Below are 22,102 nucleotides of genomic sequence, written 5' to 3' on the forward strand. Positions count from 1 at the left end.
AAATGAACATTATGAAGCGTGACCCTCAAACTATCAATTATTGTAAAAAATGTGTTTATCCTGAAATTTCAGTAAATCTTGTTTTGGATGATGAAGGTATATGTAGTGCTTGTCGACTCCAAGAAGAGTTTGAGGATTTAAATGTTGATTTTTGGCCCAATAGAGAAAAGAAGTTCGCAGATCTAGTTAGTTGGGCAAAAGCGAAATCTACCTCTAACTATGATTGTGTTATTCCTGTCAGCGGAGGAAAAGATAGTTATTTTCAAGTTCACAAAGCTTTGGAGTGGGGGCTTAAGCCACTGTTAGTTACATATCATGGAAATAATTACTTGCCAGAAGGTCAAAGGAATCTAGATCGCATGCGTACAGCACTGGGTGTTGATCACCTGGTGTTTGGTCCTAGTATAGAGAATTTAAAAAAACTCAATCGATTAGGTATGCGTATGATGGGTGATATGAACTGGCATTGCCATGCAGGGATTAAGACTTATCCGATGCATGTCGCAGTGAAATTCAATATTCCACTAGTTATTTGGGGTGAAATCACCTGGTCAATTTCTGGAATGTTCTCTTCTTATGACTATGTTCAATATAACAAAAGAACCGTTTTTGAGCATGATATGAGAGGCTTCACAATTAAGGATATGATTAATAATGAGGAAGGATTAACTGAGAAAGACCTTGCATGGTTAGTTATGCCTTCAGATGAAGAATTTGAAAAAACCGAAACAAAAGGTATCTATATTGGGAATTTTTTCAAATGGGATCCAAATGAACATGCCCATTTTGTAAAAGAGAAATATGGTTTCGAATTTGCTGAAAAGCCGTTTGAGAGGACATATCGAACGATGTCTAATTTAGATGATATGCATGAAAATGGCATTCATGATTATTTAAAGTTTATCAAATTTGGCTATGGCCGTGGAACTGATCATGCTTCGAAAGATATCCGTTCTGGGTATTTGTCACGTGTAGAAGGCGTACAAAAAGTTCTTCAATATGATCATGTAAAGCCTACTCGGGATCTTGCGAGATGGTTGGATTATGTTGGAATGACAGAGAAAGAATTTGATGACATATGTGACAGTTTTCGTGATCCAAGAGTCTGGTGGATTGAAAATAATCAATGGATGAAGAGAAATGTGGATGGGACTGTTTCTTCCTATGGAAAAGTTCGCATACCAAAAGAAAAATATTCTAAATATAAGGTTATTTAATGAAAGAGAATGATATTAGGCCTAAAGACTTAATGAAGCTAAAGGAGCCAGCTCTTCAGCATGATATTGATTTTATGAAAAATCGAATGAACGAATTCGAGGTTTCCAATTGTCCTTGCTGTAATAGCCTACATCATAACTTTTGGGATGAGAAAAATAGTTTTAAGTATGATCAATGTAACGATTGTAAAACTGTCTTTATGAATCCAAGACCGGGAGAGATTCTTTTAGGGGAATTTTACCGTCAATCAAAAAACTATGAATTCTGGGCAAAGCATATTTTTCCTGCTTCTGACAGCATCCGTAAAGAAAGAATATTTAAACCTCGGGCAGAAAAGGTAATAAACTTTTGGAAAAAATATAATGGGAGTTTGACTGGTCGGTTTTTAGAGGTAGGAGCTGCCTATGGAACATTTTGTGAAGCCATAAGGGATCATGGTGTTTTCAAAGAAATAATTGCAGTGGAACCAACTCCAGAGCTTGCTAAGAAATGCCGAGCTAAGAATTTAGTTACTCACGAGGAAACGATCGAAGAACTCACGATTGAATCCAATAGTGTAGATCTTTTGGCATGCTTCGAGGTGATCGAACATCTTGCTAATCCAATAGCGTTTGTTGAAAAAGTTTCAAATTTTTTAAGACCTGGTGGCATTTTTGTGTGCTCCTGTCCAAATAGCAGAAGTCTCAGCATGCTAGAGATTAAATCTTATGCAAGAGAAGTAGATCACGAGCATCTTAATTACTTTAATCCTGATTCTCTTTCATTGCTGGTAAAGAAAAACGGATTTGAAGTTCTTGAAGTTGAAACACCTGGTCTTTTAGATGTCGATTTAATGAAGAATATCTACAAAGAAATGGAACCAACAATTCGTGACGAGCGATTTGGTGGTTTTTTAAAGTTCATAATTCAGAATAGCGAACAAAAGTCACTGGAGACTTTACAGTCATTTATTCGTGAGGCTGGGCTTTCTTCCCATATGTGGATTGTATGTAAGAAGCTATGAACGCGGAGTGGTACTATCAGAGGTTTTTGACCCAGAGTAAATCAGACTTTCCCAAAATGAAAGTTGCTGAATATTATGGAATGGGCAGAATTATTAGGGAAATGGGTTATTATCCCAGGAAATGGGCGCTTTGTATCTCTACAGATCATGGCCCTAGCCAAGATGATGAAGCATTAAGGTTTGAACTAACTCATAAATACCCCGTAATATTGTTTCACTCAATGAGAAGAACGATTGCATGGAGAAGTGCTAGTGCTCGACTTGCCTTTTGTTCGGGTTCACCATTTGCTTTTTATCGAAGGAAGAATCAGATTAGGATTTCAAAAAATGCTATTGGAACATTAGCATTTCATACTCACTCAACAGATCAAATTTCCGTTAAACAGCAGATTTTTGAATATATCGAAGAGCTGAACAGTCTTCCAGAGATATATCAGCCGGTTGAAATTTGCATGTACTACAAAGATGTTGAGAAAGGCCTACACCTTGAGTACCTTTCAAAAGGATTTGTCGTTCATACCGCCGGTCACATACAGGATATTAACTTTGTTGAAAATTTTTATAATATCCTCAAAAATTTCAGATATACAACCTCTAATTCATTTGGTTCCCATGCCTTTTATTCTGTTGAAATGGGGTTACCTTTCTTCATTTATGGAAAAAAACCTATTCGGCATAATTGTGGAGATAGCACAAGGCCACAAGGTGATTATGATCTTACCAAAATATCTAAACAATATGCGAGTGTTACAGATTTGTTTTCAAATGTCAGAGACAGCATATCTCATGAACAAGCCCAAGTAACAATTGCTGAATTAGGACTAGAAGATTCTTTGAATCGATCTCAGCTAGCTGTTGTTTTATATTATTCATTAATAGCCTTTTATTTTAAGAATTTATTAAGCGGGCTTAAGAAGAAAATTAAAATTCTGATTAACAGTTAAAAGTAGTTTAAGATATCTAGAGCTTGTTAATTTCTGAAAAAGATCGAAGGGGAGTAGTAGCCTATGATATAAAAAAGATCAGTTTTTTCTTTAAATGAGCTTCTGGGTGAAACAAATTGTAAAATCGATCTGGCTATTCGTTTAAAACTGAGATGGTTTTTAGGATAAAGAATACGATTTGATCGTCCCTGCCAGAAATTTCTTTTAATGAACCAACGCTTTGTTAGTCTCTCTTTATGAATAAAATGTGAAACACTTACACCTTTCAATAAATAGAATTCTAGTCCAAGTTTTTCAGCTTTCTTTTGAATTTCTATCTCATCACTCGATAGTAAGTTATGACCTTTACGGCCAAGATTTGGATTAAACAAACCTACGAGGTCAAACAGCTCTCTACGGTAAGCAATGTTTGCTCCAACTAGCCATTCCTTATTGGAAATCTTGCGTGTAGATTCGAATTCTAGAATACTCAAGTAGTTTTTGAAAGATTGATTTTCTAAAATCCATCTTGGTGCTTGAGTTTCAAAATTTGGGAAAACTTCTCCGCCTACTGCATAGCATTCTGGGTTTGAATTGAAAAATTCAATATATCTCTGTGCCCAATATTGATCGTTTGGGATGGCATCGTCATCAAGAAACAAGATGTATCTACCTTTGGCATTCTCAATTCCCAGATTTCTGGCATGACAAAGGCCTTGTTTGGTTTCTTTAAAGTATTTAAATTTCAGATAATGCTTTGCTATTATTTCGGTATTATCTGTTGAATTATTATCTACCACAATGACTTCGAGTGAAGGGTTGTTTTCATAATCAACAGATAGCCGCTGAAGAGTTTTGGCTAATAGGGAAGCCCTGTTGTAGGTACAAACGATAATAGATGCTTCAGTCACTGAAGGTTCCTTGGGGAATTAGCAGGTAAATAATCTGATAAGTATTATCTGATATTACGAGCAATTATTTAATTTTTTTTTGTATTCTCGGTGAATTTTTGAAAACTTTCAGTGGTTCTTTAGGCTAGAGGAGCTAGCCTAGCTTGAAGGTTTACTTTGAATGGATGGGTTAAAAATTCGAGCCATCTCAATATATTCACCCGTAATATAAAACCTTCAGTTTTTTCTACAATGAAAGACGTTTAAAGTCTCTGAGTTTCCTTTCTTAAAAGATGCTTGTCGAGATAGAGTTAATTGCAAGATACTTAAGGCTGTTCTATTGACTCTGTGTGCAAACTTCTTGTTCTATCTTCGAGAATATAAAATGTTCAAAGTTGCTTATTATCCAAAAACTTCAGATGTTAATTCGTATTCAAGAAATTTAATTAATATATTGAAAAGAAGCTGCGAGATTCAAGAAATATCGCTTAGCCATTTTGGGAGAACGCTACTCCGTTTACTTGGATCCAAACATACTGATCTAATTGTCCTGAACTGGATTGAAAACGCGATTCTGGTAGATGGGAAAGTTCATTGCCGAAAATTGATCAAGGTGACGTTAAAAGTACTTTTGTTAAGGGTATTCTTTAAGAGGATGGTCTATGTGAGGCATAATTTTATGCCGCATGATTCAAGGGGAGCGAAGCGGTTGATCTTGGCATTTATGAATTTAGTAGAGCTTCTTTCTAATCGTGTTTTCGTTCATAGTGAAGCTCATGTTGCTCCTAGTCGATCCTATCTCCCTCATCCTTTGTATTCGTTTAATTCTCAAGAAAATGAGAAGACAGAGTCAATACCTTTTACGCACTATTTTGTAATCTTTGGTCGATTAAAAGCTTACAAGGGCCTTGATGAGTTTTTTAAAAAATTGCCGAAGAATATCAATGTTGTCATTGTAGGGTCGGGTGATTTTGACATTCAGTTTCATATAGTTAATGAAAGTGAAAAATCAAATATTCATTGGATAAGAAATTATGTGCCTGATGTGGAATTGGCCCGTATCTTAAAAAAATCTCTTGGAACTTTAATAGTATCAAGCAGTCAAACCATGATTTTAAGTGGGAGTGTAATATTCTCTTTATCGGCTCACACTAGAATTATTGCCTTACAGAGTAACACTAATTTGTGGCTAGCTGAGATTTTTGGAACCAATGTTATTAGAAACTATTTAAGTATCGAAGAAATGTGTGAAGATCTTCATAAGTATTCTTTGTACACCTTCTCTGAAATTGAAGTGAAGAAAATTCGTGATCATTTTTCCGAAGATAAAATTCTAAAAAGCTTTTTAAGAGTAATGTGAAAAATCACAAATTTTGAAATAATGAAAAAGATTAAACAAATATTAATTAACTTAAAGATGACAAAGACTACAATCATGTTCATCTACAATGTATTGCCCATCTGGAAATTTAGAAGATTAAATTTAACGCTTTATTGTCTTCTTGGACTTGATGAGAAGGCTGTTGAAAGTTATGGAGATGCGTCAGGCAATATGATGGAAAAAAAAATGCCCGCAACTTTTTTCAGAGCGCTGAGTAAGTCAGGAGAAAGGAAAATTCTCTCGAAGTGCCTCGAGGGTCAAGCGAAATTTGAAAATAAAGAAAGTCTTTTAGCCATTATTGAATCATATGTCTTTTTACGGGATGTTCAAAATGCTGAAAAGATTCTTCGGAAGTATCAAGCAGAATTTAGCAATAAAGAACACTCTTATTTAATGACTAAGCTTTATCTTGCCAAGAATGACTATCGAGCTGCTTTTGATACCGTTTGTAGCTATTTACTTAATTTGAAGAGAATCTCAGTCTCTGAACTTCAAAGATGTGAGGTGATTGTAAATAGAATTGGACTTAGTTTTTCTGGCGAGAGAAAAAAAATTGCAGTGATCTTGGACTCTAGTTCTAATTTGCGAAAGGAAAAAATTATCAAGCTATTTCCTAACGTAGTTTTTACTACCTGGGATTCTAGGATTACGGAGAATAATGTAATTCAAACAGTAGTGCTTCCTGGAGTCTTAGTGAGTGAGTCAGAGATGTTCTTTTCTCTGGCCAGAGTTCAATTTTGTTCTCCTGTAGAAAGTGTGATTTATTTTAAAGATGTATTAATTTTGCCTTCGTCAGAATTTAGCCGTATTAATGGTGATGTTACCAATAAGAATTTTGTGTCGAGTTTGCCTCATCTGAAGAATTTTGATTTGAACAATACTCCTCCAAAGTCATTGTCCAATCAAAAAGTTTTAATTGCACTTGGTGGAGGGATGGGAAATGCAATTCAGCTTACTCCATTTATAAATTATCTTCACTTAGTCTATAACTGTGAAATAGATATATTTTTGGAGTCCTCAATTGGATACATGGCTTCTGTTTTCGAAAAATGCGAAAAAATTAAAAACGTTTGGACTTCTTCTTTAGATATGAATGACAAAATGTATGACGTTTCAATTTTCACAGCATTGTCCTCTTGTGTTTACTGGTTTCCTTCTCGTTACCATTTGAATCTAGAGTTGTATTTCCCATTTTTTTCGACAACCAGAACTATCAATGAAGCAGAGTACCCATTTTGGTGTTTGAAGGAACTTGGGTTGATCGGAAATTACACAAAGCAGGATTATTCTTCTAAATTTATAACTAATGCCAAGTGGAGTTTGGATAAATGCATGAAGAATAGGATTGTGTTTCATGCTGGCAGTAAAAAGGGGGTATGGGATAAAAAGAAATGGCCTCATTTTGAGAACCTCGCTCTAAAATTTGCAAAAAAAGGATTTGAAGTCATATCTGTTGGAGGTGCTGACGAGTATGTGAGTGGTACTCGTAACTTAACGAATCTCCCATTGATTGATACGGTCGAAGTGTTAAAAAGCTCAAGAGTTTTAATTTCAAATGACAGTGGAGTAATGCATGTAGGTGATGCTCTCGGACTTCCTCTGGTGGCCTTGTTTGGTCCTTCTTCTACTACAAAAAATAAACCCTTAAGACGTTATAGTGAAGTTATTAGTCTTGAGATGGAGTGCTCTCCATGTCAGTTTTCTAAGCTTCTTATTGCATGTCCTTCAAATAAGTGTATGAAGGAGATTTCCCCTGATCATGTCGCTGAAAAAGTCCTCAGTCTGATTGAGAAGTCTCATGTTGTAATGTGATTAATACACTAACTATATAAATTGCTCATCTTACATGCATTTGAAATAAGCCCTATCGTTTCTCGAGAATGAGACAAGATATAAACTTCATCTGGTGTGTAAGTGACTGGGTCGAAGTCATATATTCTAATCCAGTACAAGTCACTGCAAGTTTCAGAAAGAAGATTTGAAAAGTCTTTTCCATAATGTCTGAAGTGTCCATGTTGAGCTTCGTCTGGATATCCCCAATCTATAGTTTTTGGCATTGAGATAGTTTGCGGAACCGATATAAAAATGAAGCCAGTCTTGTTAATAATCCGGGCAAGCTCCTTAAGTGCTTTCTTGTCATCTTGAACATGCTCTAATACATGATTAATGATTATGACATCATAACTTTCTGAATCCCTGTCAATTGCTTGTACATCGAGGCTATTTTCACCATCATATATTGATGTCTCAAAGCTTTTGAACCAGTCTGGGGAGAATGAAGGGTCATTTGAAAATCTCAAAGCTGCTAAGTTGTTGAAACCAAAAATTTCTTGAAGCTGAAGAGATATTTTCCTTTGGATACGATGCCGTTCAAGGGATTTGCAGGATATACATCTAGGATAAAGGCCTGTTGGAGAACGTCTGCAATTAGGGCCAAGTGTAAATTTTCTTGACTTGCAAATGTTACAATCTGTGAGATACGTAGTTCTTGGAATGCTTATTTTTTGTAATATTCGCGTGGTCAATTTTTTCATTCGCCCTCATTTGTTACTTTGTTCAGCTTCATCACATGATTTCTGAAAGATCTTGTTATTTGAGTAAGACTTTCTTTAGCAAAGAAAATGATGAATTCTGGACCTAGCCATCTTACTGTCATGAACATAAAAAGAGGAAGGATCTTTTTTTCAACAATCATCCTCTCACCAAGTCGTCTACAGGCTATTTTATAAAAAGGAGATTTGTATTGCTTAAATTTCCGATTTTGGATTAAATGAAACTTCAGATCTCTGTATACCTTAATAATATCTAAACTTTGTTTCCCCACAGGTTTTGTTACAATTGAGTTATTTCTCAATGTGTATACGTACATCGGTTTCTTTATAATAGCGACTTTAGGAAATGACAGATAGTATCTCCAATTAAAATCTAGATCTGCTCCAATCCTATATGCTGAAAATTTTAAATTTATCCTTCTTATGTTTTCACTTTTGTAAACTTTATTCCAAAGGCCGCCATTAATCTTGTGAATGTATTCTTCATTCATCTCAATCTTTTCTGGCCAATCATCAAAATGGAAATGTTTTGAAAATGTCCCGTCTTTTTCGAGATATCTGCTAGAACTACACAGGGATGAATCAGTCGTTTGTGTCTCGCAGCCGGTAACTAAAGACTCATATCCATTATTCTCCATCCAATCATCTGAATCAATGAAACCAATATATTTCCCTTTAGCATGTCTTAGACCAAGATTTCGACAAGCGTATGCGCCTTTATTTTCTGAATGGAATAATTTAAATCGCGGATCTTTAGCAATATGTGCTTCGGCGATTGAGACGGAATTATCAGTTGATGAATCATTTATTATCAGAATTTCAATATCCTCGAGTGTCTGGCTTGATAAGCTATCTAGACATCTTTGAACTCTTGTTTGGTCATTGAATAATGGAAGAATTACAGAAAGTGTAGGCATAGTTAATGTTATGAATTTTCGTTTTTTTAAATTGGCAGCAGTATATCCTTTTCTTTCCTGTTAGTGGAAGGGGGGCTAACGGTCTTTGAGTCGTTGACTGTAGAAGGATGCTTTGCGTTGATAATTCGTACATAGATTTTATTAATTTGTAGAGTAATAATATAGTTTTCGATGACTTAAAAAGGTGAAGATGGAAAAGCTGACACTGATTTTTCTACAAGGATTAGGAAATTCCATATTAAATTTCCCTATTTATTATAGTCTGATTCAAAAATACGATGTTGAAATACTGACCTATAAGAATGGAAGTTCTGATTTCTATAGAGAGCTTGGTGCCAAAGTTACCGAGGTGGCTTCACTTAAAGATTTACTTGTTAAAAGCTATCGTAATAAATCGGACATAGTAATTACTCTATATCCTAACTGGAGAAGGGAATTAGTTGCTATAAATCTTGCTGATGGTCTTCGTAAATACCATTTTAAAATACCGAAATTGAGTCAATATTTCATTGGCCGATGCCTTGAAGTTGATCATGAAATTCATGATGTGGAAAATAACCTTAGAATTCTAAGGGTGCTAGGTTTAAAGGCATCTCCGTATCGGGATTACCTTGTTTCTAAAACTAAGTCATCATTTACGGGAAAGTACATTGTTCTTCACCCAACAGCATCAACGATGAACAAGTATTATCCTTTAGATTTTTGGCAGGAACTTGTCGATAGATTAAGTTTGAAGTTTGATAGAATATTCATTCTTTGCGGCCACAAAGAAGAGGAGAAAAACTTTTGCGGTCAGATTGTCGGTGAGAAAGTAGAACTCAAAATTGGCTTAAAATTTAATGAATTATTTTCTTTGATCAATGGGACTGAATTCTTTATAGGCCTAGATTCCTCTATGATGCATTTAGCGGCTCTATTCGATAAGAAAATCTATGCACTTTGGTCATTTGCAGACATGCGGAGAATTTATCCCTATTCTTCCGATGTTTCAATTATTGCCCCTGTCGAGGTCCTTGAAACAAATGATTTTAAATATCCTAAAAGTGAGTTGCCATGGTTGAAGCGTATGAGTGGTGGGGAGATGTTAAAAATTATAGAGGGCAAGTCTCAACCAAATAAAAGAAAGACAGATTTAAATAATAACGATGTCAAAATTTATGTCTATTAATTGGGTTAACAAGAGTTTCAAAATTTTCGGTATTTCACGATACCATTCGTAGCATAGAATAAAAAATAATATAATGCTTCAATACGACCCATTCCTAGATAATTTCTATAAATCGACCATTGCGAGAGTGCTTTCTTGAACTTATTTGATGATAACGAAATATGGCCGATTTTATAATTGGTTAGTGAGTCTTCAGATGCCCGATAAGCGACTTTAATTCTTTTAAGTAGATGGATCCAAAAGACATAATCTTGGCCACGTTTTAATGAAGGTACCATTCTTAAAGAGCCAAGCACTTCTCTACGAATCATAACTGTCGATGTACAGATATGACATGTTTTTAGGATATCTTTCAGTGTAATTTGTTTAGGTGTCTTAATGACTTTTCCACCAATTTTGTTATCTGAAATTTTGCGGTAATTGGTATAGATAAAATCTACCTGGTTTTTTTCGAGGAAATCTTTCGAAGTCTCCAACTTTTTTGGCTCCCATAGATCGTCGACATCTAGAAATGCGATAAACATCCCTCGTGCTAAATCTAGGCCAGCGTTCCTAGCAACGGCAGCTCCTTGGTTTTTATCAAGATAAATTGGCTTTATGCGAGAGTCATCTTTTGATAATGTAATGAGAGTTTCCCTAGAGCTGTCAGTAGAGGAGTCGTCTATCAAAATCCATTCCCAATCAGTTAAAGTCTGCAACTTCAACGATTGATAGGCATCATTTATAAAATTTTGCCCATTAAAAACCGGGGTAATAATTGATACTCTTGGATTCATGCTGCAACGTTCTGGTTAAAAAAAGAAATCTTAATTTGAAATACTGCAAAAAATTTCCTTAAATTATCGCCTATGTTATTAGCCTTGGCTTCATTTATTACCTCTTTAACAATAGCTTTTTTTGCTATTCCTTCAATTATAAAAATTGCAGAAATTAAACACCTTTTTGATGTCCCAGACGAACGCAAGCTTCACAATTCGAATGTCCCAACACTTGGTGGCTTAGCGATTTTTGCTGGAATGATTTTTTCACTCACTTTCTGGTCAAGCCAGAAAGAAATTGTTGAGCTTCAATACATCATTTCGTCGATCATCGTTTTATTTTTTATTGGGATGAAGGATGACCTTTTCAACCTTGTTCATTACAAAAAATTGGCTGGTCAGCTCTTGGCCGCATTTATTTTAGTCCATTGGGCTGGAATTCGAGTTACGAGTTTTTTTGGTATCTTTGGAATCTATGGATTAGATATTTATTCTTCCTACGCCTTTAGTGTATTTACGATGGTAGTAATAACGAATGCAATGAATCTTGTTGATGGTATTGATTGCCTGGCCGGCTCCGTGGGGATCTTCGCCACTGCGGCTTTTGGAGCTTGGTTTTTTGCAGCAGAACAAATGCAATACGTGGTTCTTTCGGCTTCGTTAATGGGGTCGCTGGCAGCATTTCTTTATTACAATAGAACGCCGGCCAAGATCTTCATGGGCGATACCGGCTCATTAATGGTTGGAATCGTTCTCAGCATCCTAGCGATTAAATTTATCGAAATGAACCGAATCATTCCGTTAAATGGTCCCCATAAGATCCGTCGCATACCGGTGGTAACTATCGCAATACTAATTATTCCACTCTTTGATACCCTCAGGGTTTTTACGATTCGCATTCTCCAAGGGAAATCACCTTTTAATCCGGACAGAAACCATCTTCATCATTTGTTAACAGACATTGGTCTGGGCCATATAAAGACAACCGTAATCTTAATAAGTTTTAATACTCTGATGGTAGGAGTTGCATTCGCAATGCAAAGAGTTCGAAGCGAGATTATCTTGTGTGTAATACTTTTGAACTGTCTTGCTGCTTCTTATTTCTTGGCTTATCTCAGAAATAAGAAAAAAGGTTATGGGATGGTAAAATTGATGCCTAGACCGGCAGGTATCTCAAAGGCCAAAAGCGAATAGCTATTGGCCAGCTCCAGAAATAACAGTCTTGATAGTTTTAAGAATGACAAGAACATCCAACCACAAACTTCTGTTCTTTACATAAAATAGATCGTATTGCAGTTTTTCAGCCGAATCTTCCTGAGAGAATCCGTATCTGAAAGTTACTTGCGCCCAACCGGTTACACCTGGCTTAACCAAATGTCTTAGATTGTAGAATGGAATATTGGGGGCCAGTTTATCCTTAATGATTTCTGGCCTCTCTGGACGAGGTCCAACCAGACTCATTTCTCCACGGATAATATTAATCAGCTGAGGGAGTTCATCTAAACGTGTCTTTCGAAGAAATTTTCCAATTGTTGTAACCCGAGCATCCCCAGGTTTTGCCCATTGAGCTCCGTTCTTTTCAGCATCAACCACCATTGAGCGAAGCTTGTAGAGCTTAAATGGCTTGTTGTTTTGACCGGTTCTAATCTGCTTAAAAATAATCGGACGACCATGAAAAATAAGCAGAGTAGGGATTAGAATAGCGGCTACCGGTATTAGTAAAATAAGCATGAGGATAGCCGCAGTCTTATCAATGGCAAGCTTCAAAAAGTCGTATGAGCGGCTCTCTTGGTGCCCGCAGTATTCAATGAACCAAGATTCGTCGATTGCCTTAATAGGGATTTTACCTGAAATTTTCTCAGCAAACTGAGCAAGGTCCATGATTTCTACGGAGCCAAGCAAAGAAAAGACTTTTTGATAATCTTCAGCATTCACAAAATTTCTTTCAATTGCAATTAACTCTGCACTTTCTGGAATACCTTTATTCGTAGAAACGATCTTATAACCTAGGAATGGTTTACGCGCAATTTCTTCTTGCACCATTGTTAAGGTTTCAGGAGATCCAATTAAGACGGTTTCTCGTAAACGTCGATCCTTGGAAAAGAACGTGAAAAAGAATTTTCTCCACCCATACATAAGTAGAATTGTGATCAAGCCAATAAGTACTAGATTCGTTTTAGGTGTTACCCCAACTTTTTCAATTGGGAAAAGATAGATGATAATGAATGAAGCAACGATTGAAAGAAATGTACTACGAAGAATCGAGATAGGGAGCCCGGCTGGATTATACGTTCTTAAAGTATACAGACCTTCAATGAAATATAGCAAAATCCAAATCGGAAAAATAAAGCTAAAGAGGTTATAGTGCTCTTGAAGGCCTTTATTTCTAACAGCGATAACAATTGTTAGAGATAAAAATAGGATTAAACTGTCTACGATAAGTAGAAGGATGGTTTTAGCTCTGTTGGACATATTTTTTACTCATTGTGCTGATAGCGTAAACAAAGAAGATCATACTGGCATTATTTGCATCAAAGGTAACTTCAAATTGACTTGAAACAACAAAGGCGACTCCCATAGGAACGATGAGTGCCCTATTTAGTCCTCCGGTCTTGAAAGCATGGATGGCCCAAGAAATTAGCCAACCTAGAAAGAAAAAGAGACCAATGAAACCAGTTCCAGAAGTAATTTCTAGAAAAAGATTGTGCGAGTGAGCATCATCGTAACTTTTGGCATCGAGATTATATTGATTTTTAATCCTTTTAAGCTGCGAGTGAAAGTTGGAGAGTCCCCAGCCTAAGACTGGTTTCTCTTGGATAGCGATGATTGCTGATTGCCATTGGCTTCTTCTAATAACATCTGAGGAGTTATTTTTATTAACCAGAAATCGTGACTCATATTTTCCGGAACCAAATAAATACATTCCACCTAGTCCTAAAACCCCTAAAACAGCTAGTCCACCTAAAGTAAGTCCAAGTTTTGGTTTATAGAAATAAAGTAGGAATGGAAGACCACATAAGAAACCTAGAAGAGCTCCTCTTGTATAAGTCAGATACATCCCCATAAAGCCAATAAGAAATGCCACTGCCCCTAATTTGAAGTTAAGCCAGTTTTTAGTTTTATCATGATGTAAAAGAGAACCTAAAAGCATCAGCAGCATCATGGCTGAACCGTAACCATACCTCATTGTTTCAGTTAAACTGCTGACTCGGGCTTCGCCAGATATAAAGAACTCCCACGCAGCATAAAGGCCAGCTACGATCATTGAAACTAGAAATGTACTGGTGAGAAAAGTTTTTATTTTATCGGTAGTTTCCTTTACCCAAACTCTTAAGACATAAATTCCACCTACTCCGAAAAGAAAATATTTGATACGACCAAAGTTCTTTCCAGGTTTGGGGACAACGTCAAAGTTTATAACAAGGCTGATAAAAGCCACAAATGCGAATGCGAGCAAGAACCATGCGCTTTTAGGTAATTTGTAATCATTATTTTTAATTGCCCAATATGAATAGTAACAAAGCGGAATAACAAATAGGACTTGATAGGCGGAGAGAATACTAACAGAAGTTAGAATTCCAGCGGCCAGGAAGAAGAATGAGGCAGAAGTTAATTTATTCATGTGAAAAAAGGTAGCAGAGACCACCGCGTCAGTCTAGAAATTTGGGGGATTGACCCATCTGGCCATTATAGGAGTTGTGTTAAGATTTAGCTTCATGAATAGATTACTTTTTTTGGTATTTCTTACTTCTTTATTCGGAGCCTGCAGTTCCGATCAAACGATCGTTCAAGGTTTTGCCGAGAAAGAGCTGAGTAGCGTGATCCAAAGGATTCGTGGATTAACACCCCAAGAAACTCTGAATAAACTCGGTAGTCCTGCGATACATGGAAAGTGCAAATCCTGTGGTGCTAAAAATCTCTACCGCATTATTTATTTGAATAGGGACATGAGAAGGTTTTATCTCGATCTTTCTTACAACACAGACATGGAAGTTGATTGTGTTGTTTTAGACTTTCTACCGAACCCTAAGTTAAAAAAATACGCTTTCTCGAAATACTCCATTCATAAAAACTGCAATCAAAGAGATGGAGAAATTATGAAGTTACAACAAATTCTAGATAATCCTCAATGATGAAGTTCCTTCACCTCGTTTTGGTTCGGATTCATAAGCTTGCGCTGAAAATAGGTTGTCTCGACAATCCCTTCTTCCAACCAGTTAAACTCATCTTTTTCAATTCTTTGAGCTAGCTTATATTTTTCGTTATCTGAGTTATGCCAGAGTTCACGGAAAAGAATTTCAATTTTTCTACGTGAATTTTCACAGAATACATCGGCGAGGTCTTGAGCATCTTTGCCTAATTTATCAGCTTTAGATTGAGTCGCAGCCATTACATAAAGTTCAGTGGCGATATCGACCACTCGAAATAGGAACATCTGCCGATTTTGAAGACCAGGTCCATAGAACAGCATTCCATGAAAAATTTGTCTGGCTAATTTCTTGGTCGATCGCTTGATGAAACTTAAGTTAGAGCCTCCAAATGGCCATACCATCCAGAGAGTTGGATACCAAAGTGCATAGAAGATAAATATCTTAGGAAGGGCCAGAATCTTTTGGATCATTCTCTTATTCTTGTCCAAGAGTACTCCGCTCACTTTCAGATGTGTGTCTACCGCTTCTCGAGCAATGAAGAGATGCATAATTTCAGTTGTGCCTTCGAAGATACGATTGATGCGAAAATCTCTCATCATCCTCTCTACTGGAATGTCTGCTTCGCCTCTGGCGCGGAGTGAATCTGAGGTCTCATATCCGCGTCCCCCCCGCATTTGAAGAAGGTCATCAACATTTTCCCAACCTGTTTCTGAACAAAAGAGTTTCGAGACAGCTGCTTCGAGACGAATATCATGATGGTTATCATATAAGGCAGTCGCGAGATCCGAGATTGCACCCATTGCGAATGTAGAAGAGGCGAGATCCGCGATCTTTTGAGCGATGGCTTCGTGTTTATAGATTGGTTTTCCCCATTGCTCCCGCTCGCGGCACCACAGGCGTGCAATCTCGAGCATCTTTTTTGAACTTGCTGCAACAGCCGCAGGAAGTGAGAGTCGTCCAGTATTAAGAGTAATGAGTGCGAGCTTAAGCCCTTTTCCTCGTTCCCATAGAAGATTTTCTTTGGGGATTTTGACATTATCAAAACTTAAAACTCCATTCTCTAGCGCTTTGAGTCCCATGAAGTGGCAGCGATGTTCAACCTTTACTCCTTCCCATTTCATCTCGACAATAAAAGCGCTGATGAGATCATCCTCTACGTGCCGGGCCATGACGATGATCACATCAGCTATCGTACCATTCGTACACCATAGCTTGTGGCCATTGAGTACGTAATGATCGGATTCTGTCGTCACTGTCGTTTCAAGATTCGCGGGATCAGAACCAACATCGGGTTCGGTCAGAGCAAAGGCCGATATTTCTCCTTGAGCAATTCGAGTGAGATATTTTTTCTTCTGCTCTTCATTTCCGAACATGATGAGTGGTTGAGGAACGCCAATCGATTGATGAGCTGAGAGTAGAGCAACGATGTTGGCATCTTTGGTTGCCGTTAGTTTTAAAATTTCATTGTACTCAGATTGAGTAAAACCATGCCCGCCGTATTCCTTACCAATTTTAAGAGCGAAACATTTCATTTCCTTCAAGCGATCGATAATCTGTTTCGGTATTTTTCCTTCACGATCGATGAGATCAGAATCAACTTCGTCTTGAAGAAACTGTTTATAACGAGCAAGAAAATCCAAGAAGTTTTCGTCTTTTAATACATTCTGTTCAGGGAATGGGTGAATAAGATCATAGGTAAACTTCCCCATGAACATATCTTTTAAGAAACTGGTTTTCTCCCATTCATCTCGACTTGACTCAGCTACCTGTAATGATTTTTCGAAGGTTTTCATAGGCAAAGTATGAAAGCCATACCTTCAGAGAGCAATTTAAGAAATTCTGTAGATGTAATGAGTAATATTTTTTAGCTGCAAGCTACCAATCAACAAAAACAAATATTTGTGTATCCAAAACTTGGCGTGAAATTTTCATCCAATGAAAAAAGGAGGGAAGGGAAAGTTCATGTTAAGCGCTCATCCAGTTCCATGTTAACGCGGACCCCTTGGTGTGACAGCACCAGGGGCTGTGGCAAAAGTCACAGTCTCACCCTTCCTGTTTTTTATTCTACGACATGTATTTCTCGAATGAAATGTCCAAAAGGTGCCAGGTTGCTTTCTCTGGAGGAAGTAAAAAATTCTCTCGGAGTCAGTTCTTATTTTTTAGACATACTTGTGTCTCTCAACAAAAACAAAAACTTGTGACTTTGAAACTTGGCCTGAATTTTTCATTAAAGGCAGAAGGAGGGAAGGGAAAGCTCATGTACCCCGCTGATTCAGTTCAATGCTACACGTTCCCCTTGGTGTTCCAGCACCTAGGGCCCCTGACAAACGCCACGGGTCTTACCCTTCCTTTTTACATTTTAACTTATTCTCTGAATGGAGCCTATGTCCAAAAGGTGCCAGGTTGCTTTCTCTGGAGGAAGTAAAAAGTTCTCTCAGAGGCAGTTCTTATTTTTAGACAGTAGTTGTGTCTCCAACAAAAACCAAAACTTGTGAATTTGAAATTTGGACTGAATTTTTCATTCAAGTCAGAAGGAGGGAAGGGAAAGCTCATGTTACTTGTTTATCCAGCTCATCGTTAACGTGGACCCCTTGGTGTTACAGCACCCTTGGTTCTGAAAAACTTCAGAATCTTGCCCTTCCTAATTTGTATTTTAACTCATTCTCTGAATGAAGCCTACGTCCAAAAGGTGCCAGGTTGATTATGACTAGACCATTGATTTTAAAGTCGGCAGTCCATCCCTATCACGTCTCTGCTCGTACACAGAGCGGGGACTTTTTCCCTATATCTTTAGATGAGGTTTGGGCGATCATGCTGGATGAATTACAATGCGCTCGCAAAATCCACAATCTTTGCATTCATGCATTCGTATTGATGGGTAATCACTTTCATCTTCTCTGTCATACGCCCAACGAAAACTTAGATCAAATTATGCATCAGTTTATGCGAAACACTTCTTTAAGAATCCGTCGTCAATCAAAGTCCTCTTTCCCATTGTGGGCAGGACGATACCGATGGAGCTTGATTGAGTCTCAAAATCATTACTACCAAGTGTATAAATATATTTATCGTAATCCTATCCGGGCCAAAATGGTTTCAAAGGTTGAGCACTATCCATTTTCCACTTTGAAAGTCTCTTCATTTCCGATTCATTCCTACATTGCAATGTCATTCGCAGGAGAAGAAGGAGAACGTTTGTGGTTGAATGAGCCTTTTGATAAAGAAGCCGAGGGCCTCATAAAGCTCGGCCTTAAGAAGCAGTACTTTGATGTTAATAAACGGAAATTAAAAATCTTCAACCGACTAACGGTCCCTAATATACCACCTCACGAGTAAGCGCCAAACTGTAAGTGCAGGTTTCACCAGTAACTTCGTCGTTCATGTTGAGTGTTCCGGTGAAAGTAATGTTTGATGCTTGATCGTAGAAAACTCCAGAAAGATTTAACGTTTTACAATTCCCTGTAATGAATGTTGTACCTGGAATGGATCCACATTCTCTTCCAGTAATACTCACATTATTTGATTGAGGAGAGGGAAGAAATATTCCAATCGTTGTGTAATCGTTATTGATTGAATTGATGTAATTTGAATACAAATTAAACTCTGTATTTGTTGCTAGCTCAATTCGCGCTTGCCCAGACGAACTAATATCGCATCGATTAGCATTATCTGAAACCTCATTAAAGTTTCCGGAATAAAGACCACAATAACCAGTGAGTGCACCGAAACCAATCACACAGTTTCCGGTCTGAGGACTCCCCCGATCAGTCGCTGTCATAATTCCAGGGTTGTTTGCAAGTTCGATTACAGTTCCAAGATTGTCTTGTGCTTTTAGTGTGAGCGGAACAGTCCCGCTGATTATTCCTGCACCTTGCATGTTGATAACAATAGATTTTACCCCTTCCATTTCCTCGGTCAGGATAGTGTTGAAACTTCGACCGTTAGTGGTAACTGTTCCCGAGACAACCTGCGGACCCTTTTGAGCGTAAAAATTATCCCTGTATACACCTTGAATGGTGGAGGAGGTTTCATTCCAATCGATGGTATAATTAACGGTCACTGGGAGATCAGTGTCTCTTTGAGCGGAAAAAGAACCCTCTAATTTGAACTGGTAGCTTTGAGCAAGTACTGGGAAGGACAGGAGAAATACGACGAAAAACTTTACTAGAGGACTCATGTAACCCTCCTTGTTTCTAATCTCCTTAGATTCTCTTCCTCTCAATAGACAAAAGCACCAAAATTAACGAAAATGTCCCCACTTTTCACTCTTATTGGAGCTCTAGAATGAAGCTAAGCATCATTGGCACTGGATATGTCGGTCTTGTAACAGGAACTTGTTTTGCAGAGATGGGTCACGATGTGACTTGTATCGATATCGACGCTGCGAAAGTTGAGCGCATGAAAAAAGGCGAGTGTCCAATTTATGAGCCGGGTCTAGAACCTCTAATGCAGTCAAACTACAAAGAGGGCCGCCTTCACTTTGCCAATAACTATGATTCAGTAACTAAAGCTGAAGCAATTTTTCTAGCAGTAGGTACTCCATCATCTGATGATGGCCAAGCTGATCTTAAATATGTTTTTGGTGCTTGTGATTCAATCATTCCTTATCTTCAAGATGGTTCAATCGTTGTTGTGAAATCAACTGTACCAGTTGGAACAGGAAATAAAGTTCGCGAGTACATCAAAGGTAAGACTAATAAGAAATTCTACGTTGTGAACAACCCTGAGTTCCTTAAAGAAGGTTCTGCGGTTGATGATTTCATGAAGCCAGAGCGTATCATCATCGGTGCTCAAGAAATTGAAGCAGCTCAAAGAATCGATGATCTTTATGAGCCATTCAATCGTCAGGTGAAGCGTACAATTCACATGAGTAACATTTCTGCAGAGATGACAAAATATGCAGCTAACTGTTTCCTTGCGACTAAGATCTCGTTCATGAACGAAGTTGCTCGTCTTTGTGACATTGTTGGTGCGGATGTTGAAGAAGTTCGTCACGGGATCTCAACTGACTCACGTATCGGTTCTCAGTTCTTGTACCCAGGTCCTGGTTACGGCGGTTCTTGTTTTCCGAAAGATGTGAAAGCTTTGGTTTTCACAGCTAAAGAACATGGCGCTCGTTTCAAGATCGTTGAAGCTGTTGAAGAAGTGAACAAAGAGCAGAAGAAGTATCTTGTATCTAAAGTTAAGAAGCATTTCAAAGACGATCTTAAAGGCAAGACTTTCGTTCTTTGGGGAACGGCTTTCAAAGCTAACACAGATGATATCCGTGAAACTCCAGCGATTGATACAGCGATTGCTCTTCACCAAGCTGGTGCTAAAGTTCGTTTCCATGATCCAGAAGCTGCCGATAACTTCGAGAAGCTTATGGGCCAGATGAATATTCCTGTAGATCAATTTGAAAACAAATACGACGCTCTAAACGGAGCTGATGGCCTTCTTATCATTACTGAGTGGAAGCAGTATCGTGCTCCGGATTTCGAAGAGATCAAATCACGTCTTAAGACGCCAATCATCTTCGACGGAAGAAACCTGTACAATACGAAAAAAGTGTTGGAGATGGGATTCACATACTACGCAATTGGGAAGGCGATTAAGTAATTAAAAAGGTGGAGTTTTCGAGTTACATGAAATAATCCAAGGGTATTGTTTAATATCTATATCAGTATATGATGTCGATATATGAATGTTTTTATAACCCCTAAGGAAAATTTTGTGAGATTCGATCTCTCCTTTTATCCCATTAGATAGATCAGAGTCCACGTAGATAGGGATGTCAGAATCAAATTTTTCTGAGGAATTCAAAAAATCGTCGACTGTACTAAAGGTTGCGAGATCTATTTGACTTCTCCTCGCTGCATTTTTCCATGCAAGTTGAAGAAATTTATCATCATCGATAAAAACAATTCTTTCCGGGTGAAATACTCGAACCGGAATTTCAACAATGAATTCTGTACAATTAGGTTTAGAATCAAGGTAAAGATCTCCTCCAACTTGAAGAAGAAACGACTTAAGACTAGATAATCCTATCCCGTTACCATTTTTTTTTGTTGTAAAACCTGGACTAAAGACTTTATTACGTATCGCTTCGGGGATTCCCTTACCATCATCTATTAGATGTAGGCGTAACCTATCTTCATCGTAATAAGAGGTTAATCTAATCTCTGTGGCCCCTGCCTCAGATGAATTCCTTCCTAAATTCATTAGTATATTTTTAAAATCGAACTCACTAATTTCAATTTGAACTGAGTTCGGAATAATTATCAGGATTTTCAAATCGATTCCAAAAAGGGTGAGTAACTGCTCTTTAATATTAACAAGAGAATTTTGAACAGAGAATGTATCTAATTGGTTTTTGATCCCTAGAAGGCTATTAATATGGTAATCAATCTCACGGATACTTTTTTTAAGCTGAGATTGCGTTAGCTGTTGGCCCTCTGACATAATATTCAATGCGAGAATAGGATTTCTAATGTCATGTACTACTTTTTTAGCAAGTTTGAAGTAAGCTTCATTTTTTTCATACTGACGGATGTCCTCCTTCAGTTCGAAAAGTTTTTGGGAGATGAAGCTGAATTCATTTGGAGATTGGGTGTCGCTGCTTTCGGTAATTGATTTCTTTAACTCTTCTATTGGAGCAAGAAGATTTTTCCTGAAAAAAGATACTAGTACAAAGCATGTGAAAGCATAAAAAAATGCAGCTAGAAAAAATAGGTATTCTGCCTCAGCCTCTAAGAAATGATAAAATGAATAATGAAATCTATAAAATAGCAGAAGTTTCCTTGCGTTGATTGTAATTTCAATTTTTGAAAAAGACCTATCAGAAAGTAAGCACAGATTCCTTGTAGTTGATAAGCTATTTGTGGAAATGAGGTCACAGTTTTTATCATACAACATCAATTCTTGGACCAAGGTCTTACGTTGTAAATCTCTTAATATAGAAGGATAATTTCTATCCAGAGTGTGATTGTTAAGTACATTCGTGCTAGCCTGAATACGGCGATGAATGTCCTCTGTCTTACTTTTTTTGAAGAAGAAGTACGATGACCCTCCCATTAGAATAGTTAGAACAACAGCATATACAGCTGCTAGCTTGAAAATATGCAGATATGCTTTTCTGAACAGAGACTTCGGTTTCATATAA

The 22,102-nt window shown here is 37.4% G+C and carries 19 protein-coding genes; 10 read left to right on the forward strand and 9 right to left on the reverse strand.

Annotated features, from left to right (window positions below; genetic code table 11):
* Positions 1–11: 11 nt before the first annotated feature.
* From SOO65_RS03675 to SOO65_RS03685, 3 genes are read left to right on the forward strand one after another with little or no spacing between them, the layout of a single operon-like run.
* A complete protein-coding gene (locus SOO65_RS03675) occupies positions 12–1,217 on the forward strand; it encodes an N-acetyl sugar amidotransferase (RefSeq protein ID WP_321397103.1) in 1,206 nt (401 codons plus the stop codon).
* Positions 1,217–2,221: a class I SAM-dependent methyltransferase gene (locus tag SOO65_RS03680; protein WP_321397107.1), complete on the forward strand. Its 1,005-nt coding sequence runs from the start codon at positions 1,217–1,219 to the stop codon at positions 2,219–2,221. The genes SOO65_RS03675 and SOO65_RS03680 overlap by 1 nt, the downstream gene beginning before the upstream one ends.
* A gap of 56 nt (positions 2,222–2,277) precedes the next feature.
* Positions 2,278–3,165 carry a hypothetical protein gene (locus SOO65_RS03685; RefSeq protein WP_321397110.1) on the forward strand — a complete coding sequence of 296 codons (888 nt, stop codon included), beginning with the start codon at positions 2,278–2,280 and terminating at the stop codon, positions 3,163–3,165.
* 26 nt (positions 3,166–3,191) lie between these two features.
* Here the strand turns inward: SOO65_RS03685 and SOO65_RS03690 are convergent, their stop codons facing one another.
* Positions 3,192–4,055, reverse strand: coding sequence for a glycosyltransferase (locus SOO65_RS03690; RefSeq protein WP_321397115.1), 864 nt, complete (start codon positions 4,053–4,055; stop codon positions 3,192–3,194).
* Positions 4,056–4,419: 364 nt separating this feature from the next.
* Here SOO65_RS03690 and SOO65_RS03695 point away from each other — a divergent pair, with 364 nt between their 5' ends.
* A complete protein-coding gene (locus SOO65_RS03695; protein ID WP_321397118.1) occupies positions 4,420–5,394 on the forward strand; it encodes a glycosyltransferase family protein in 975 nt (324 codons plus the stop codon).
* Positions 5,395–5,415: 21 nt separating this feature from the next.
* On the forward strand, positions 5,416–7,227 hold the full coding sequence (locus SOO65_RS03700) for a glycosyltransferase family 9 protein (RefSeq protein WP_321397121.1): 1,812 nt from the start codon (positions 5,416–5,418) through the stop codon (positions 7,225–7,227).
* Positions 7,228–7,235: 8 nt separating this feature from the next.
* Here SOO65_RS03700 and SOO65_RS03705 read toward each other — a convergent pair whose 3' ends face one another.
* Entirely contained in the window at positions 7,236–7,949 is a 714-nt protein-coding gene (locus tag SOO65_RS03705; protein ID WP_321397124.1) for a class I SAM-dependent methyltransferase, read from the reverse strand.
* Complete coding sequence (locus tag SOO65_RS03710) at positions 7,946–8,884, reverse strand: glycosyltransferase family 2 protein (RefSeq protein WP_321397127.1); 939 nt, start codon at positions 8,882–8,884, stop codon at positions 7,946–7,948. The genes SOO65_RS03705 and SOO65_RS03710 overlap by 4 nt, the downstream gene beginning before the upstream one ends.
* 190 nt (positions 8,885–9,074) lie before the next feature.
* Between SOO65_RS03710 and SOO65_RS03715 the strand changes: the two genes are divergently transcribed.
* Positions 9,075–10,052: a glycosyltransferase family 9 protein gene (locus SOO65_RS03715; protein ID WP_321397130.1), complete on the forward strand. Its 978-nt coding sequence runs from the start codon at positions 9,075–9,077 to the stop codon at positions 10,050–10,052.
* A gap of 17 nt (positions 10,053–10,069) precedes the next feature.
* Here the strand turns inward: SOO65_RS03715 and SOO65_RS03720 are convergent, their stop codons facing one another.
* On the reverse strand, positions 10,070–10,828 hold the full coding sequence (locus tag SOO65_RS03720; RefSeq protein WP_321397134.1) for a glycosyltransferase family 2 protein: 759 nt from the start codon (positions 10,826–10,828) through the stop codon (positions 10,070–10,072).
* A 72-nt stretch (positions 10,829–10,900) separates the two neighbouring features.
* Here SOO65_RS03720 and SOO65_RS03725 point away from each other — a divergent pair, with 72 nt between their 5' ends.
* Positions 10,901–12,004 carry a glycosyltransferase family 4 protein gene (locus SOO65_RS03725; RefSeq protein ID WP_321397136.1) on the forward strand — a complete coding sequence of 368 codons (1,104 nt, stop codon included), beginning with the start codon at positions 10,901–10,903 and terminating at the stop codon, positions 12,002–12,004.
* Here SOO65_RS03725 and SOO65_RS03730 read toward each other — a convergent pair whose 3' ends face one another.
* Both SOO65_RS03730 and SOO65_RS03735 read right to left on the reverse strand, forming a co-directional pair.
* The gene (locus SOO65_RS03730; protein WP_321397140.1) at positions 12,005–13,282 is read right to left on the reverse strand and encodes a sugar transferase; all 1,278 of its coding nucleotides are present in this window, start codon (positions 13,280–13,282) and stop codon (positions 12,005–12,007) included.
* Complete coding sequence (locus SOO65_RS03735) at positions 13,266–14,432, reverse strand: O-antigen ligase family protein (protein ID WP_321397144.1); 1,167 nt, start codon at positions 14,430–14,432, stop codon at positions 13,266–13,268. The genes SOO65_RS03730 and SOO65_RS03735 overlap by 17 nt, the downstream gene beginning before the upstream one ends.
* Positions 14,433–14,526: 94 nt before the next feature.
* Between SOO65_RS03735 and SOO65_RS03740 the strand changes: the two genes are divergently transcribed.
* On the forward strand, positions 14,527–14,943 hold the full coding sequence (locus SOO65_RS03740; protein WP_321397147.1) for a hypothetical protein: 417 nt from the start codon (positions 14,527–14,529) through the stop codon (positions 14,941–14,943).
* Here the strand turns inward: SOO65_RS03740 and SOO65_RS03745 are convergent.
* Positions 14,937–16,754 carry an acyl-CoA dehydrogenase family protein gene (locus tag SOO65_RS03745; protein WP_321397150.1) on the reverse strand — a complete coding sequence of 606 codons (1,818 nt, stop codon included), beginning with the start codon at positions 16,752–16,754 and terminating at the stop codon, positions 14,937–14,939. The two genes, SOO65_RS03740 and SOO65_RS03745, sit on opposite strands and share 7 nt — an antisense overlap.
* Before the next feature lie 910 nt (positions 16,755–17,664).
* On the opposite strand from SOO65_RS03745, the gene SOO65_RS03750 reads away from it, so the two are divergent.
* A complete protein-coding gene (locus SOO65_RS03750; RefSeq protein ID WP_321397153.1) occupies positions 17,665–18,297 on the forward strand; it encodes a transposase in 633 nt (210 codons plus the stop codon).
* Here the strand turns inward: SOO65_RS03750 and SOO65_RS03755 are convergent.
* A complete protein-coding gene (locus SOO65_RS03755) occupies positions 18,275–19,138 on the reverse strand; it encodes a hypothetical protein (protein WP_321397156.1) in 864 nt (287 codons plus the stop codon). The genes SOO65_RS03750 and SOO65_RS03755 overlap by 23 nt on opposite strands.
* A gap of 107 nt (positions 19,139–19,245) precedes the next feature.
* Between SOO65_RS03755 and SOO65_RS03760 the strand changes: the two genes are divergently transcribed.
* On the forward strand, positions 19,246–20,559 hold the full coding sequence (locus tag SOO65_RS03760) for a UDP-glucose dehydrogenase family protein (protein ID WP_321397159.1): 1,314 nt from the start codon (positions 19,246–19,248) through the stop codon (positions 20,557–20,559).
* Here SOO65_RS03760 and SOO65_RS03765 read toward each other — a convergent pair whose 3' ends face one another.
* On the reverse strand, positions 20,560–22,098 hold the full coding sequence (locus SOO65_RS03765) for a HAMP domain-containing sensor histidine kinase (protein ID WP_321397162.1): 1,539 nt from the start codon (positions 22,096–22,098) through the stop codon (positions 20,560–20,562). It abuts the gene before it with no gap.
* Positions 22,099–22,102 lie beyond the last annotated feature (4 nt).

Origin of the sequence: Peredibacter starrii, assembly GCF_034259205.1 — a bacterium.
In the GTDB taxonomy this organism is placed as follows: domain Bacteria; phylum Bdellovibrionota; class Bacteriovoracia; order Bacteriovoracales; family Bacteriovoracaceae; genus Peredibacter; species Peredibacter starrii.

Bases quoted from the DNA above. Each gene is read 5' to 3' on its own strand.
- SOO65_RS03695 (WP_321397118.1), top strand. From the start codon at position 4,420: ATGTTCAAAGTTGCTTATTATCCAAAAACTTCAGATGTTAATTCGTAT.
- SOO65_RS03765 (WP_321397162.1), bottom strand. From the start codon at position 22,098: ATGAAACCGAAGTCTCTGTTCAGAAAAGCATATCTGCATATTTTCAAG.
- SOO65_RS03685 (WP_321397110.1), top strand. From the start codon at position 2,278: ATGAAAGTTGCTGAATATTATGGAATGGGCAGAATTATTAGGGAAATG.
- SOO65_RS03735 (WP_321397144.1), bottom strand. From the start codon at position 14,432: ATGAATAAATTAACTTCTGCCTCATTCTTCTTCCTGGCCGCTGGAATT.
- SOO65_RS03715 (WP_321397130.1), top strand. From the start codon at position 9,075: ATGGAAAAGCTGACACTGATTTTTCTACAAGGATTAGGAAATTCCATA.
- SOO65_RS03705 (WP_321397124.1), bottom strand. From the start codon at position 7,949: ATGAAAAAATTGACCACGCGAATATTACAAAAAATAAGCATTCCAAGA.
- SOO65_RS03725 (WP_321397136.1), top strand. From the start codon at position 10,901: ATGTTATTAGCCTTGGCTTCATTTATTACCTCTTTAACAATAGCTTTT.
- SOO65_RS03730 (WP_321397140.1), bottom strand. From the start codon at position 13,282: ATGTCCAACAGAGCTAAAACCATCCTTCTACTTATCGTAGACAGTTTA.
- SOO65_RS03745 (WP_321397150.1), bottom strand. From the start codon at position 16,754: ATGAAAACCTTCGAAAAATCATTACAGGTAGCTGAGTCAAGTCGAGAT.
- SOO65_RS03675 (WP_321397103.1), top strand. From the start codon at position 12: ATGAAGCGTGACCCTCAAACTATCAATTATTGTAAAAAATGTGTTTAT.
- SOO65_RS03740 (WP_321397147.1), top strand. From the start codon at position 14,527: ATGAATAGATTACTTTTTTTGGTATTTCTTACTTCTTTATTCGGAGCC.
- SOO65_RS03750 (WP_321397153.1), top strand. From the start codon at position 17,665: ATGACTAGACCATTGATTTTAAAGTCGGCAGTCCATCCCTATCACGTC.
- SOO65_RS03710 (WP_321397127.1), bottom strand. From the start codon at position 8,884: ATGCCTACACTTTCTGTAATTCTTCCATTATTCAATGACCAAACAAGA.
- SOO65_RS03760 (WP_321397159.1), top strand. From the start codon at position 19,246: ATGAAGCTAAGCATCATTGGCACTGGATATGTCGGTCTTGTAACAGGA.
- SOO65_RS03720 (WP_321397134.1), bottom strand. From the start codon at position 10,828: ATGAATCCAAGAGTATCAATTATTACCCCGGTTTTTAATGGGCAAAAT.
- SOO65_RS03700 (WP_321397121.1), top strand. From the start codon at position 5,416: ATGAAAAAGATTAAACAAATATTAATTAACTTAAAGATGACAAAGACT.
- SOO65_RS03680 (WP_321397107.1), top strand. From the start codon at position 1,217: ATGAAAGAGAATGATATTAGGCCTAAAGACTTAATGAAGCTAAAGGAG.
- SOO65_RS03755 (WP_321397156.1), bottom strand. From the start codon at position 19,138: ATGAGTCCTCTAGTAAAGTTTTTCGTCGTATTTCTCCTGTCCTTCCCA.